This window comes from Periweissella cryptocerci, from assembly GCF_004358325.1.
GTDB classification, from domain to species: domain Bacteria; phylum Bacillota; class Bacilli; order Lactobacillales; family Lactobacillaceae; genus Periweissella; species Periweissella cryptocerci.
The window spans coordinates 746,002-760,763 of the sequence record NZ_CP037940.1 but is presented as its reverse complement, the minus strand read 5'-3'; the positions used below and the strand labels follow the sequence as shown (position 1 = coordinate 760,763).

Annotated in this window: 12 protein-coding genes and 1 tRNA gene; 11 read left to right on the top strand and 2 right to left on the bottom strand. The window is 41.7% G+C overall.

All coding sequences use genetic code 11. The features are described 5' to 3' along the window. Positions 1-191: 191 nt before the first annotated feature. From EQG49_RS03550 to EQG49_RS03500, 11 genes are all read left to right on the top strand, one after another. Positions 192-1,163, top strand: coding sequence for a DUF2785 domain-containing protein (locus EQG49_RS03550; RefSeq protein ID WP_133362676.1), 972 nt, complete (start codon positions 192-194; stop codon positions 1,161-1,163). 61 nt (positions 1,164-1,224) lie between these two features. Next, complete coding sequence (locus EQG49_RS03545; protein WP_133362675.1) at positions 1,225-2,370, top strand: D-alanine--D-alanine ligase family protein; 1,146 nt, start codon at positions 1,225-1,227, stop codon at positions 2,368-2,370. Positions 2,371-3,235: 865 nt separating this feature from the next. Then, on the top strand, positions 3,236-4,702 hold the full coding sequence (gene cls, locus EQG49_RS03540; RefSeq protein WP_133362674.1) for a cardiolipin synthase: 1,467 nt from the start codon (positions 3,236-3,238) through the stop codon (positions 4,700-4,702). Positions 4,703-4,794: 92 nt separating this feature from the next. Continuing rightward, the gene (gene yfmF / locus EQG49_RS03535; protein WP_133362673.1) at positions 4,795-6,060 is read left to right on the top strand and encodes an EF-P 5-aminopentanol modification-associated protein YfmF; all 1,266 of its coding nucleotides are present in this window, start codon (positions 4,795-4,797) and stop codon (positions 6,058-6,060) included. Continuing rightward, a complete protein-coding gene (gene yfmH / locus EQG49_RS03530; protein WP_133362672.1) occupies positions 6,047-7,336 on the top strand; it encodes an EF-P 5-aminopentanol modification-associated protein YfmH in 1,290 nt (429 codons plus the stop codon). Before yfmF ends, yfmH begins: the two co-directional genes overlap by 14 nt. A 108-nt stretch (positions 7,337-7,444) precedes the next feature. Further along, the gene (locus EQG49_RS03525; protein WP_165964755.1) at positions 7,445-8,377 is read left to right on the top strand and encodes a helix-turn-helix domain-containing protein; all 933 of its coding nucleotides are present in this window, start codon (positions 7,445-7,447) and stop codon (positions 8,375-8,377) included. 2 nt (positions 8,378-8,379) lie between these two features. Continuing rightward, positions 8,380-8,964, top strand: coding sequence for a CDP-diacylglycerol--glycerol-3-phosphate 3-phosphatidyltransferase (gene pgsA / locus EQG49_RS03520; protein WP_133362670.1), 585 nt, complete (start codon positions 8,380-8,382; stop codon positions 8,962-8,964). A 715-nt stretch (positions 8,965-9,679) separates the two neighbouring features. Beyond that, positions 9,680-10,675 carry a Gfo/Idh/MocA family protein gene (locus tag EQG49_RS03515; protein WP_133362669.1) on the top strand — a complete coding sequence of 332 codons (996 nt, stop codon included), beginning with the start codon at positions 9,680-9,682 and terminating at the stop codon, positions 10,673-10,675. A gap of 29 nt (positions 10,676-10,704) precedes the next feature. Next, entirely contained in the window at positions 10,705-12,117 is a 1,413-nt protein-coding gene (locus EQG49_RS03510) for a DEAD/DEAH box helicase (RefSeq protein ID WP_243115746.1), read from the top strand. Continuing rightward, positions 12,110-12,517 carry a hypothetical protein gene (locus EQG49_RS03505; RefSeq protein ID WP_133362667.1) on the top strand — a complete coding sequence of 136 codons (408 nt, stop codon included), beginning with the start codon at positions 12,110-12,112 and terminating at the stop codon, positions 12,515-12,517. Before EQG49_RS03510 ends, EQG49_RS03505 begins: the two co-directional genes overlap by 8 nt. A 37-nt stretch (positions 12,518-12,554) precedes the next feature. Next, positions 12,555-12,627 (top strand) — tRNA-Arg (locus EQG49_RS03500). Between the two features lie 472 nt (positions 12,628-13,099). Here the strand turns inward: EQG49_RS03500 and EQG49_RS03495 are convergent. Beyond that, complete coding sequence (locus tag EQG49_RS03495) at positions 13,100-13,957, bottom strand: ABC transporter ATP-binding protein (protein ID WP_133362666.1); 858 nt, start codon at positions 13,955-13,957, stop codon at positions 13,100-13,102. 5 nt (positions 13,958-13,962) lie between these two features. Continuing rightward, positions 13,963-14,643 carry a hypothetical protein gene (locus tag EQG49_RS03490; RefSeq protein ID WP_133362665.1) on the bottom strand — a complete coding sequence of 227 codons (681 nt, stop codon included), beginning with the start codon at positions 14,641-14,643 and terminating at the stop codon, positions 13,963-13,965. Positions 14,644-14,762: the final 119 nt, after the last annotated feature.

Below are 14,762 nucleotides of genomic sequence, written 5' to 3'. Positions count from 1 at the left end.
AGGAAGGCAGTGACATTGGCGAGCACGGATGACTAATCAAACTTGCATTGACTTTTTGTAAGCAAACAAATACCATTCAGTAACTACTACTGATATAATGGAATGAGTATACTGATGAAAATAAGCTGTTTAGTGTGGAATGGTAATTGCGCGGGCAGCCTATGAATCCAGTGAAATAAAGGACAATAAAAATGAAGACAATTAATGAAATCCGCCTTGGCTTGACTGAATTTCGCGATGATGTACACCGCGGTCAATTGTACCAACGGTTAGGAATTGAACTTGGGCAGTTTGTGGCTGACATCAAATTAACACCAGCAACCGCAGTCGAATTACCCGATGATACAGATGGTATCAGTGACTTGCTAGCGGAACTTAACGAAGGGATGCAAGCAGGCGAGTTAGAAGATATCGCTGATGAGCAATTAGTTACGTTGCTGGAACATTTAGGTTCACCAGATTTACAAGTTCGCGACCGGGGAATTTTCTTTTTCTTCAACGATGCACTGCAACGGAAGATTTTCACGTCAGAACAATTACGTTTGGCCTTCAATTACTTAATTCAAGACCGTATCTTGTTTAACCACATCTTGGAAAATGAAAATGATGCGGTGTATGGGCGATCATTTGCGGTGATGATTCTGTCATTGCTCTTATATGCTGACCGGATTGGTTACAAATTCTTGGAACCAGAGATGGTTGAACGCTTGATTAGTCAAATGACGGTATACGTCGCGGCTGAACAAGATACCCGTGGTTGGATTGGGACAAATGGTTGGGCACACGCATTTACCCACATTGGTAATATTTTAGACGAATTGAATGAAAATGATTTATTGCCTCGGAGTGATAAAATTTTCTTCATGAGCTTACTATTTGCGCGGTACAAGCACCTCCAAACACCACTAGTTGCAGGTGAAACTGAACGGGTGGCTAGTTATTTCGTTGACATTATGGATAAAAATCCTTTGTATAGCGACTATTTCTTGATGGAATTGAAAGAATTACGTCGTGAAACGGTGATGGCACCAGCGCCAATTGATGAAGGTGCATGGAATAAAATTTTCAATCGTAATCGTTTAACGCAAGCATTTTTACTTCGAGATGATTTACCTGAAGAAATTGAAGAATTTTTGCGCTCAACACGTGATTACATGGGCTAAATTATGATATAATATTTCACATTGTGAATTAATTTAGATATAAAGGACGGACGATAATAAAATGGCAGCAAAGAAGACTCACGTTGCGTTACTTTTTGGTGGTAACTCATCTGAACACGACGTATCAAAGCGCTCTGCGCACAACGTATTTGACGCATTGAAGAAGGATTTATATGATGTTGACATCTTCATGTTCTCAAAAGCCGGAATTTTGATGGGCAAGGAAGCTTCATTACGCATCTGGAATGGTGAAAATGAAGATGCTGTTGTGGCTGAAGAAATGGCCAAGATGGACATGTCAAACGTATTGGCACCAATTGCCGCTTTGAGTGATATCAAGGATATTGATATTTTCTGGCCAGTTATCCACGGTAACTTGGGTGAAGATGGTACTATTCAAGGCCTCTTCAAGTTGTTGAACAAGCCATTTATCGGTGCACCACAAACGGCTTCAGGGATGGCTTTTGACAAGGAATTGACCAAGCGTATCATGAACCAAGCTGGTGTGCGCAACACTAACTATGTTTTGGTTACTCCTGAAAACAAGAGTGAAAACGACTACGCAACGGTTGCGGCAAAGTTGGGTGAAACTTTATTTGTTAAGCCAGCTAAGCAAGGTTCATCTGTAGGGATGGCAATGGTTAAGAACGCCGAAGAATATGACCGCGCGCTTGCCGATGCTTTGCAATATGACTTCAAAGTTATTATCGAAGAAACTATCTTGCACCCCCGTGAATTAGAAATCTCAATTCTTGGTAACGAAGCACCTAAGGCATCTAAGCTTGGTGAAGTTATTGTGCCAGAATCAGATGCTTTCTATGACTACAACAACAAGTTCGTCGATGCTTCTGGGGTGGTCTTTGACTTACCAGCCGTCGTTGAACCTGAATTGGAAGCTGAAATCACTGACATGGCGCTCCGTGCATACCAAGCCCTCGAACTTAAAGGCTTAACGCGGATTGACTTCTTGGTTGATGCTAACGGTGTCCCTTACTTGGGTGAACCCAACACATTGCCAGGGATGACTAACATCTCACTTTACCCACAAATGTGGGAAGTATCTGGGATTTCATATTCAGACTTGTTAGACAAGATTATCGAATATGGTTTTGCTGAATTTGAACGTAACACTAAAATTTCATACGACTTCGTATCACTTGGTGACGAACATGTTGGTGAAAAGCGTTACAACGCAGATAAAGCCTAACAATTTTACAATTAACAGAACCGCTATTTAATAAAGTGAGGGGCTGGCACAACTTATGTGTCAGTCCCTTTGCTTATGTAAGCAATAACTTGTAGAATATTAATAAACGTTTCATCTACTGCGCACGTTTAAATGGCTCTATTTCGTTTGACATGAAATTTATTAAATGTGATGAGATGTATGATGCCACTGCGTGCCAGAAAATCACATTGTGCACCGAGATGGAAGCACATGCCCAAGCCGCTTGCTTATGCCTGAGGTACGGCAACGCAAAACATTCCAGCAGTTTGTTTGCAACAAACAACTGAATCTAATCAAAACCCGATTAGATTAGCCTTCCAGGCTGAATGTCTGTCTTGGGCAATTCGGGATAGCTGGCAGTCTAATGGCTAAAGCCAAAAGACTGCTCACATTTGTAGCTACGCTGGACAAATAAGGCCGGTCGGCTCGCGACACGTGTCAAGTGTAAAGCCTGCCGGCCACAAAGTGATTTTCAGTCACTCCGCTAGATATGCGTGGAATTATTGATTACCGCTAAACTTGCAACGACAAGGATTACGGCATATTACTAGTCAGACAGCCTGCTCAAACTAACGAAGAGGCTGGAAACAGGCTGGACTTTAGCTCGCACCGTGATGGCATAATCAGTAACAGGTTTCGTTACTGATTATGGATTTGTGAAGATGGTTACCGCGTTAGCGAACCAAGCTTCGCAAACATTTGAAGACCGCACTGTGGCTTCAAATGCTTGTCTTCCATCACGGTGTCCAGACTGGTTCCAGCCTCGTAGTGGGAATCAATTTGAGACACATATCCAAATTCCACGCTAGAAAAATTTTAGCGTTTAAATAGAAAGGGAAATCGTATGTTGACAGCACAAATTATTATTGAAATTTTAGTTGGGGTTGTGATCTTAAATACCATCGGTGCTGTCGCAACCATTTTTCGGGAAAAACGTGACATTTCGGCGATTTGGGCCTGGTTATTGGTGCTACTCGTTTTCCCAGTTATCGGCTTTTTGTTCTATGCCATCTTTGGCCGCCGCTTAACTGATAAAAAGATTTTTAATATGCAAGGTCAAGCACGTATGGGGCTTGATCAAATGGTCAGAAACCAAAAGAAACGTCTAAAAAATGGTGAATTAGTTAAAACCCTTGATATTACTGCAGGGGCAAAAGAAATGATTAACATGTTTTTACGGACTGATAAAGCCGTGTTAACACACAAGAACAAAGTTGAAATTTTTACAGATGGTCGTAAAAAATTCGACCAATTATTTGCAGATATGCGTGAAGCCAAGCACCACATTAACATTGAATACTTCACAATTTATGATGATGGGATTGGCAATGAATTAGTCCGTGTACTTGAAGAACGGGCGGCGGCGGGGATTGAAGTTCGGGTGATTTATGATCAATTTGGTTCACATGGTCGTAAAACAAAACTATTTAAACACCTAGTTGAACTTGGCGGTGAAGTTGAACCATTCTTGACAGGACGTTTTCAGGCGCTAACATTTCGGGTGAACTTCCGAGATCACCGGAAACTTGTGATTATTGATGGGAAAGTCGGTTACATTGGGGGCTACAACGTCGGTGATCAATATCTTGGATTATCGAAGAAGTTTGGTCCCTGGCGCGATACACATCTCCGGATTCAAGGCGATGGTGTGCTAGCCCTGCAATCACGGTTCTTCATGGATTGGAACGCTACCCACAAAAACGCCAGTGTGAAGTTCAATGATAAATACTTTCCCGAAATTGGTACCGGCATCTCAGATGGTGATACCTCAATGCAAATTGTTTCTTCTGGACCAGACGGGGAGTTACAACAAGTTAAACGTGGCTACATGCAAATGTTCACCGCGGCGCGCAAGTCAATCGTAATTCAGACACCATACTTTATTCCAGATGAAGGCATGTTGGAAGTTTTGCAAAACGCCGCGTTGGCCGGAATTAAAGTTCACTTGATGATTCCACACATGCCCGATCACCCATTTGTCTACCAAGCAACGAAGTATTACGCACACGAAATTCTTGAAAATGGCGCCAAAGTATCAATCTATGATGGTGGCTTTTTACACACCAAGGTCGTCGTTGTCGATGATAAGATTGCATCAGTCGGCTCAGCTAACATGGATATTCGTTCGTTCCGCTTGAATTTTGAAGCCAATGCATTTATGTATGACCGTGACATTGCCGGTCGTTTGATTGGAAATTTCCATGACGACTTAGCAAAATCACATCCGTTGACGCTACAAGATTTCAAGAAACAATCAAAGTGGCAATCATTCAAGCAAAAATTCAGCCGCTTGCTCAGTCCAATTCTGTGAGCCTGCACGATTGGCTACACGGTATTGCGTTCTTGCAAAGCGTTTTATGCAAATCACAAAAACAACTAACTTAAGAGAAGAGGAATCCATACTTGGATTATCAATTACGCGAAGGGGTGGCACTCCATGTCATTCCGACTAAACAATTTAAAACTACGCAGGTGGTCATTAACCTCACTGCACCTCACGAACGAGCAACAGTCACCCAACGTTCATTACTAGCAAATTTAGTGGAACTGGGTTCAATGCGTTACCCTGATCAAAATATTGTCGCCCGTAAATTAGCCGAAATGTACGGCGCTAGTTTTGGGACTGATTTACACAAATACGGCACAGTTCACAGTTTCCGCTTCATCATTAGTATTCCGAACGAAAAATTCTTAACGAGTACGGATGATTTGATGGACACGGCACTGGATTTTGTTAAAACGATGATTTTTGAACCACTGGTCACTGATACTGGCTTTGACCAAGCTATTTTTGATCGGCAAAAAGCCAATATGGCGGCTGATTTTGCTAGTATCATTGATGATAAACAAAGCTATGCCGCCCAAAAGCTTGCGGATTTGTACTTTGGTGATGACCAAGCAATTCCGAGTTACGGGCAAGCGGCTGATTTAGATGAAATTACCCCAGCTTCATTGTTGGCGTATTATCAGGAAATGTTAGCCCAAGATCAAGTTGATATGTTTGTGCTGGGGGATGTTGAACCAGATGCAGTCGTGACTAAATTGAGTGCGCTCCCATTTGAAGCACGCCCAAAGTTGACGACTAACGTGAACTATCAACAAGCAAGTAAGCCAACAGTTCTGCGCGAAACGGATCATTTTGATGTTAGCCAAGCCAAATTGAACTTGGCATATCAATTTCCAGTTGATATAAAAACAGATGAACGCTTTGCGGCAACTGTATTTAATGCGTTGTTTGGCGCCTCACCATTGTCGAAGTTGTTTGTTAACGTCCGTGAAAAGGCGAGTCTGGCGTATTATGCGTCAAGTCAATTAAGCACAACTACTCAGTCATTAACAGTTCAGACGGGGATTGAAGGACAGAATCTAGAGCTTGTCTTGGCTATTATTGATGAACAAATCAAAGCAATTCAAACAGGTGATTTCACCGATGAAGATTTAAAAAATGTGATTGCCAACTTGGTTAATTCATATGAGTCATCACTGGATTCACCACGGATGATGATTGAACGGGCAGCGGTCCAATCAATCACTGGCCGCCAAACATCGGTTAACTCATGGCTGGATAAAATCGAAGCAGTGACGAAAGCCGAAGTGATGGCAGTTGCCCAACACCTTAACTTACAAGCAATCTATTTTTTGACGGGGGATGACAATGGAAAAGATTAAGTATACGAATCTCGATGAAACCCTCTACAAAACCACGTTACCTAATGGTCTCCAAATCAACCTGTTACCCAAACCGGGATTTCATAAAACTTATGCGGTGTTAACCACTGATTTTGGTGCCTTGGATTTGGCATTTGTGCCGCGTGGACAAAAAGAATTAGTGACGATGCCAGCTGGGATTGCCCACTTTTTAGAGCACAAAATGTTTGAAAAAGCCGACCATGATGCCTTTGAGCTATTTGGTGAATATGGTGCGAGCGCAAATGCTTATACGAGTTTTACCCGCACGAGTTATTTGTTTTCCACGACTCGCTATTTGAAGGAAAACTTGGATATCTTGCTTGATTTTGTGCAAGACCCTTATTTTAGTGCGAGCTCGGTTGCTAAAGAACAAGGTATTATTGGCCAAGAAATTCAAATGTACGCCGACGAGCCCAATTGGCGGGTCTACACCGCATTATTACAAGCGATGTACCCAAACCAAGCTTTGAGCAATGATATTGCGGGTACGATTGAATCAATCAGTGAAATTACCGCCGACATGTTGTATCAAAACTACGAAACATTTTACCACCCTAGCAATATGAACTTATTCGTAGTTGGGAACATTGAACCAGAGAATGTCTTGACGTGGATTGAAGAAAATCAAAATGCCAAGGAATTTTCTGCACCTGCTGCAATTGAACGCGGTGCGGTGACGCTAAATGAACCAGTGGTTGCACATACTGATTTAGCATTAACCGTACAACGACCAAAAGTTGCAATTGGTGTACGTGGATTTGATGCTGTGCCAGCAGGACAGGCTGGTTTGAAGTATAGTTTAGTCGCAAGTATGCTCTTGGATTTACTTTTAGGTGATACTGCCAAGCGTTACTTAGACTTATATAATGATGGAATTATCGACGATAGTTTTAGTTATGATTTTGAATTACAGCGCGGGTTCCATTTTGCTACCATTAGTGGTGAAACAAATGAAACTGAAGCGTTTGTGACGGCCGTGCATGATATTTTGAACAATGCTAAAGCCAATTTGCAAGAAAGTATGTCAGAATTTGAGTTAGTGAAAAAAGAAGCAATTGGCTCAACGTTATCAATGTTAAATTCGCTCGAAGCAACGGCCAACCAGTACGATGGGGAGCTGTTTGATGGGGCTAATTTACTCGATGAAGTCGCCTTGTTGGAAAGCGTAACCTTTGCAGATATTTTGGCAGTGGCAGATGAATTTATCGGCCAAGGTCAAATTGCAACGGTTGTTGTGAACCCACAAACAGTTTAATTGTTAAAGACTTATTAAAACTGTCGGCCTAACGTTCTTTTCGTTTGCTCGCTTATGGTATACTAGCTTAGATATAAAATGCCGAAGTTATGGAGATATGAAGATAAAATGAGCGAACAACAATATACTGAAATTGGGGAAAAGTTACGCGCTGCCCGCCAAGCGAAAGGTTTAACGCTTGATGACCTACAACAACAAACAAAAATTCAAAAACGTTATTTAAATGCCATTGAAAATGGTGAATTTGATCAACTACCTGGTGATTTCTACGTGAGAGCCTTTACGAAGCAATTTGCTACAGCAGTGGATATTAACGCAGATGAATTATTAGCAACTGCCCCACAAGAAGTTGCTGCGCCCCAAACAGACTTGAGCGAATCACGGACTGATTTAGATAACGTGACGCGAACAGGGATGAATAACCAAGTTACCAAGGCCGAAAAAGTTCAATCAATTGTGCCCAAGGTGATTATTGCTGTTCTAGTAGTTTTGGTCTTAGGTGGGATTTGGGCGGTGAGCCAACTTGGTTCATCATCACACACCGCACGTAAGGCAGATTCATCTAATGTTTCTGTTTCAAGTTCTAAGGTTGTTGACAAGCAAAAGGTTGAAGCCGATAAGAAGGCTGCCGAAGCTGATGCCGCTTCATCAAAGGCCGACGTCAAAGCATCTTCTAAAAAAGCCGCTGCTAAAAAGTTGACGATTGCTAAGCCAACAGTTGATGGTGCTTCAACAAGTTACAAGGTGAAAGCTGCCAAAGCAACTAAGCACACGCTGACAGTTGGTACAAAGTACAAGACATGGTTGACAATTAGCACTGATGATGGCAAGACCTTGGCAAGTGAAATGTTAGCACCTAACACATCTAAGAAGGTAACTTTGCCAGCGACAGTTGGGACAGTTACAATCCGTTCAGGTTATGCTTTGGGTACGACTTTGAAACTTGATAAAAAGAACGTCAAAGTGCCTGATAGCACTTTAACTACGCGTAACTTTGAATTTACTTTTAACGACACTAATGCATCGAAGAGTGGTAACTAATTATGAATTTACCTAATAAATTAACTGTATTCCGGATGATTTTAATTCCTGTATTCATCGTTTTGTTGGAGATTCCAAGTTTAGGAACCGTCAACGCCCTTGGAGCAGCGGGAACTTCATTGAACATGGTCTTGGCCGCAATTGTCTTTATTATTGCGTCATTGACAGATTTGCTTGATGGTAAGATTGCGCGGGCTAAACATTTGGTCACCAATTTCGGGAAATTTGCGGATCCACTAGCGGACAAGTTACTGGTGATGACAGCCTTGATTTTCTTGGTACAGTTTGGCAAGGCATCAGCGTGGGTTATCTCAATTATTGTCATTCGCGAATTAGCGGTGACTGGTTTGCGCTTGTTGATTGTTGAAAATGACGGTAAAGTTATGGCCGCAGCAATGCCTGGTAAGATTAAGACAACGTCACAAATGGTGGCAATCATCTTCTTCTACTTAAATAATGCCTTCTTTGCGCCAATCAACGTTCCATTTGCCCAAATTATGTTATGGGTAGCTTTATTCTTCACTATTTATAGTGGGATTGACTACTTCATCCAGAACCGTTCTGTTTTCGCAGATGGTTTTAAATAAACATTCATAGTAAAAATGATAAAGCGCCGAGAATCGCACGACATGTGTGGATTCTCGGCGCTTTTTTCGGCTGTATTCCGTCTGGCGTGGGATTGTGACCACTACGTGTCAGTAAATTACTTGGCGCACCGCGCTGGAAGCACATGTTCAAGCCAGTCTGTGCTTATGCCTGCGAACCGGCAACGCAAAACATCCCAGCATTTTGTTGCACAAAATACTGAATCTAATCCTAACGTGATTAGATTAGCCTTGCAGGCTGAATGTCTGTCTTGGGAGGTTCGGACAAGCTGGGACTCTAAGGAATAAATTCCTAAGATTCCTCATCTTATCCTCAGCGGAAATATGTGCTGCACACATAGTCCCCCAGTCGCGGTGTAAAGGCTACGCCCGCCAAGCAATTTCCAGCCACTCCGTTAGTTAGGAATAATGTTCAAACTAGCAAAAAAAGTCGCTGGGGCAGGTTCAATCAAATCAGTTAGGGCTGATTATGTGATGTGCTTAAACTAGTACAAGAGATATTCCGTGGTACGTGAGTATTCTTAAACAAACATACAGAAACAACAATCCTATGCTAGAATCTGTTATTCATAGGATTAATGCAGATAGCATATGCTAACTTTCAAACTACCAGAAAAAGATTTCACGTTGTTAATTGCGACTAGTGGATATGTTATAATTGTGTTATCTATTAATTCAGAATAAAAGGGGCAATGACATGACACTCACGGTTGGAATTATCGGAACAAGTTGGATTACGCAACAATTTATTGATGCCGTTCATGAAACAGGTAAGTACGAGCTAGCTGCAATTTATTCACGACACCAAGAGCGCGCTGACGAATTCAATGCGCAAAACAATAATCAGGCAACGACCTACACTGATTTGGCGACCTTTATGGCGGCCGACTTTGATGTTGTCTACATTGCCTCACCAAATGGTTTACACTTCGAACAAATCATGCTGGCGATTGAAAATGAAAAGCATGTAATCGTGGAAAAGCCTGCCGTTGCAAACCCTAAAGAATTTGAAAAAGTTTACTCAACGTTGCGCCAACATCCAAATGTGCGCTACTTTGAAGCGGCACGCCATATTCACCAAGCCAATTTCAAGGCAATTACCGCACAAATGGCAAAAATGGAACTTATCCAAGGAGCCACGTTAGTTTATAACAAATACTCATCACGCTATGATGCCTATTTACGTGGTGAAAATCCAAATGTGCTGAACCCAGCTTTTGCGGGTGGGGCCTTGGCTGATCTGGGTGTGTATCCTTTGTACGCCGCGATTGCTTGGTTTGGTTTGCCTAAGTCATCAACGTATTTTGCAACACCATTGAACAACGGCGGTGACGCCCGCGGAACCGCAATCTTACGTTATGCTGATTTTGATGTTACTTTGATTTTTGGTAAAAACTCAAACTCATATTTATCATCAGAAATTTACGGCTTGCAAGACACGATTGTGATGGATAACGTTGCCGAATTGAACACGGTGACGTATCACACCGATGGAAAACACGCCGAAAACATCGGTACACCGGCTCCTGCAAATCCAATGACAACTGAAGCTAATGTATTTGCTGATATCATTAATGATTTTGATAATCACCAAACCGAATACAATGACTTGTTGGTTTTGAGCCAACGCGTGAACTTAGTCTTATATGATTTACGGAAGTCAGCCGGTATCGTATTCCCCGCTGATAAGTAAACAAATTCTCGTCCATTTAGCATTGCTGAATGGACATTATTTTTAAAAGAAAAGAGCAAAATATGTTAGCAGTGTTACAAGAGCATTTTGAAAAATTAGGTTATACGGAACAAACCGCGATTCAAAAGGCAGTTTGGGAACCAATGACCCAAGGTGAATCAGTTTTAGGTTTGGCACCAACTGGTTCAGGTAAAACAGTGGCATTCACGTTGCCATTATTGAGCAAGATTGTGCCTGACGATGGCACGCAAGTCTTAGTAATCGCACCATCACAAGAACTCGCGATGCAAACGACGAACGTGATGCGCGAATGGGCAAGTTTAGTAGGTGTTAAGGTTGCTTCAATTACTGGTGGCGCCAATGTTAAACGTCAAATGGAAAAGCTTCGTGAAAATCCAGAAATCATTGTTGGGACACCCGGCCGTATCTTGAACATGGTCAATGACCGGAAACTTAAATTGCACCGTTTGTTAGCGGTCGTAATTGACGAAGCTGATGAACTTTTGGTTGATGAAACTTTAGTTGAAATCAAAGAAATTGTTAGCCAAGCTGATAACGAAGCACAATTTGGCTTCTTTTCAGCCACGACAACACCAGTGCTCGAAGACTTAGAATCAACCTTTGGCTTGCCAGTTGAAACTATTGATGTCCGTGCGATTGACCACTCTCAAGGTGAAGTTCGTCATGGAATGATGACAATTGCCGGTCCACAACGTGTCCAAATGTTGCGTCGTTTTAGCCACATTAAAAAGTTTAAGGCACTTGTGTTCTTCAACAAGCTCCAAGATATGGAACGCGCAGCTAGTTCATTACGCCACGAACACGTCAAAGTTGCGCCACTTGGTGGTAAGCAACGTGGGACTGACCGCGCTGATGCCTTGCGCAAGTTCCGTAAGGGTGAAATTCAATTCCTATTGACGACTGACGTGGCCGCCCGTGGGTTAGATATTGCTGATTTGCCAGCCGTAATTAATTACGACTTGCCACAAGATGGGGTTGTGTATACTCACCGGGTTGGGCGGACTGGTCGGATGGGACGCAAGGGGTTGGTTGTGAACTTCGGTAATGCTCATGATTTGCGGAACTTAAAGAAGGCAGTTCCAGCAACGATTGAATTAAAGCCAATGTACTTTGCGAATAACCAATTAGTTGATGTACGTCCTGAAGGCACGACCCCAGTTGCTGTTGCCGTAAAACAAGCAACTAAGACAGATGTTAAGGCTGCTACACCTGCAAAGGGTAGTGTGAAAGCTGGTACGGCCAAAGCTGCTAAGACCGGCGCTAAAGTTACGGTTGTTCCTGAAAAAGTGTTGTCAAAAAAGGAACAGATTGCTGCTAAGAAGAAAGCCGCTTCAAAAAAGGGTGCCTCTAAGAACAAGGGTATGCGGAAGAAGTGGGCTGACAAAGCCGCGCAAGCAGAAAAGGCAGCCAAGCATGACTGAGTTAATGACTCAGGCGACGGCTACCCAATTGCGGGTAACGACTGATGCCCCAATGTTTGGTCGCGAATACAGTCAACAAGTTGAAACCCAAGTGGCATATTTTGCCAATCAAGTTTCAATGACATTTGTGGCGTTAAATGATTTTGGCGACCACCAAGCTGCTATCCAAGATGTTTTGGCCCATTTCATTACGGACCAATATGCAATTTTTTGGCGCGAACCAAACGACTGGTCAGATACAACTGTCCGGTTTGTGGCGGCGCGTTTAGTCGATAATTCGGCATTTGCAGCGGGTGACGGCAAAGTTCAATTATTAGCATTTGTCCGCTTTTTAGTGGGGGATCACATTCAATTAGGAATAAATCCAGTCGAAATGCAATTAATTGTAAATGAGTTATGATAAAATAAAATAGTTAGTCCAATTGGGCTAGCTAACTGGCCTTATAGTTTAACAGGATAAAACGGGGACCTCCTAAGTCTTTGCTCCCAGTTCGAGTCTGGGTGGGGCCATAATAGTAGTGAGTATCCAGTATTAATAGAACCGAAGATTTGTACAAATTCGATTGTCGTCAGAAATGGCGACTTTTTTATTGTAAGGCATATTACTAGTCAGAATGCCTACGCAAACTAACGAAGAGGCTGGACTGTAGCTTGCACCGTGATGGCATAATCAGTAACGGGTTTCGTTACTGATTATGGATTTGTGAAGATGGTTACCGCGTTAGCGAGCCAAGCTTCGCAAACAATTGAAGACCGCACTTTGGCTTCAAATGCTTGTCTTCCATCACGGTGTCCAGACTGGTTCTAGCCTCGCAGTGGGAATCAATATGGGACACATATCCAAATTACACGCTAGAAAAAATTTAGCCAGATATTTCACATACCGGTGGAATATATTGCCAACGTTGCAGTCTTTATACTAATAATGTGGAAAATAAAAAGACGTGGAATGAAATTCCAACGTCTTAATAAATAGATTCGCTTAAATTGCGTCCATGACATCAATCAGACTAGGAAGTTCTTCATAAAACCCTTTGAGAGTAATATTATTTTCAATGATTTTTTGTAGTAATTCCGTGGCATCCGCGGGTGCATTTTTGACGCTAGTTTTTGAGGTTTGGTCATCAATCACTGTGATATATCCCAATTTGTTGAACAAAGCCACCAATTTCACCTGATCCTCGGGCAACGATACAAAAGTTAGAAGTTTTTTATCGGCTAGAAATTCTGAAATTTCGGCTAACGTGCCTTGGGAGTTAATATGTCCGTTGGCGATTAGAATAATCGAATCGCTTACTTTCTCGATTTCTTGCATATCGTGTGAAGTGATTAATACGGCTTTATCCTTTTCGGCTAACGTGCGGACACGGGCCATCATAACTTTTGCGGCAGCGTAATCCACACCAGAAGTCGGTTCATCGAAAATATAAGTGTCAAATTTACCAATATATGCTTGAATAAAGGCCACTTTCTTTTTCATACCGAACGAATAGTCTTTGATTTTTGTTTCGCGTGAATCCCAGATTCCTAGCTCACGAAGTAGTGCATCAGTTTGTGCCATTGACTTATTTTTCTTAATTGAATTCATCATTTTTAGGAAATGATAGCCTGTCATATCGCGGTACAAATTATCAGCATCTGGCATAACGCTCAATCGTTGTTTACTAATTTTGCCTGAGTAACGTGGTAAATATGATGACAGCACATTGATTACGGTTGATTTACCAGCGCCATTTTTTCCAACCAGTGAAGTGATTGCGCCATTCTTAACTGAAAATGATACGTCGTTAAGGGCAACTTTTGATCCAAAGTGAACGGAAACATTATCGACTGAAATCATAAAAATTATACCTCCTTGTTCTTAAACAGAATAGTTGCAGCTAGGAACACAATAATCGAAATTCCCATTAATATGAAAATTTGCCATGTTGCATCTGTATACCGAAAAGGTAATACCCAGCTAATTACTTTTAAGAAAAGATTGTGCGAAACGAGTCCCCAACTACCGATTACAGGTGCCACAATACCAAGAACGATACCGGTGAATGAGACTAACTTTTCTTTACTTAAAATCACGCTAGTTAGGGTAACAAGTGAACTAACGTATAAAAAGTACACGGTAAGGTTTAGTACATATTGATAAGGGAACACAGTTGAGCTTTGCATAAGCAGCGTCATTAATATCGATACCGCAATTACTAAAAGCCAAAATACAAACATGCTGAGGAATTTGGCAATCAATATTTTGGTTCGGCTAATGTAAGGCAGTAAATATCGAATACTTTGATCTTCGACTTCTTTAACAATCGTTCCCCCAAAAATGATAAACGAAAATAAAATTCCGAAGATTGAGAAAACAGAGAAGATAATTGACAGAATGGAAATACTACCATTACCGCTAATTACTGGCAAATTAGATCCATATTTATTGGTTAAAAACACAGTTCCGATGAACAGAATTAACACGATAATAGTACGAACCGATTTGACGCTTTTAAATAAATCGTCTTTAAATATTGTGATCATTCACTATACGCTTTCTTAATGCTAATTAGTTTTTGAATTTCTGTAAATTCAAATAGAAACAGGCGGCACGGTTTTGTTGGACGTTGCTTAATATTTAGCTTAAGGAACACATAGTTACT

Bases quoted from the DNA above. Each gene is read 5' to 3' on its own strand.
- pgsA (WP_133362670.1), top strand. From the start codon at position 8,380: ATGAATTTACCTAATAAATTAACTGTATTCCGGATGATTTTAATTCCT.
- EQG49_RS03550 (WP_133362676.1), top strand. From the start codon at position 192: ATGAAGACAATTAATGAAATCCGCCTTGGCTTGACTGAATTTCGCGAT.
- cls (WP_133362674.1), top strand. From the start codon at position 3,236: ATGTTGACAGCACAAATTATTATTGAAATTTTAGTTGGGGTTGTGATC.
- EQG49_RS03490 (WP_133362665.1), bottom strand. From the start codon at position 14,643: ATGATCACAATATTTAAAGACGATTTATTTAAAAGCGTCAAATCGGTT.
- yfmH (WP_133362672.1), top strand. From the start codon at position 6,047: ATGGAAAAGATTAAGTATACGAATCTCGATGAAACCCTCTACAAAACC.
- EQG49_RS03505 (WP_133362667.1), top strand. From the start codon at position 12,110: ATGACTGAGTTAATGACTCAGGCGACGGCTACCCAATTGCGGGTAACG.
- EQG49_RS03515 (WP_133362669.1), top strand. From the start codon at position 9,680: ATGACACTCACGGTTGGAATTATCGGAACAAGTTGGATTACGCAACAA.
- EQG49_RS03525 (WP_165964755.1), top strand. From the start codon at position 7,445: ATGAGCGAACAACAATATACTGAAATTGGGGAAAAGTTACGCGCTGCC.
- EQG49_RS03510 (WP_243115746.1), top strand. From the start codon at position 10,705: ATGGACATTATTTTTAAAAGAAAAGAGCAAAATATGTTAGCAGTGTTA.
- EQG49_RS03495 (WP_133362666.1), bottom strand. From the start codon at position 13,957: ATGATTTCAGTCGATAATGTTTCCGTTCACTTTGGATCAAAAGTTGCC.
- EQG49_RS03545 (WP_133362675.1), top strand. From the start codon at position 1,225: ATGGCAGCAAAGAAGACTCACGTTGCGTTACTTTTTGGTGGTAACTCA.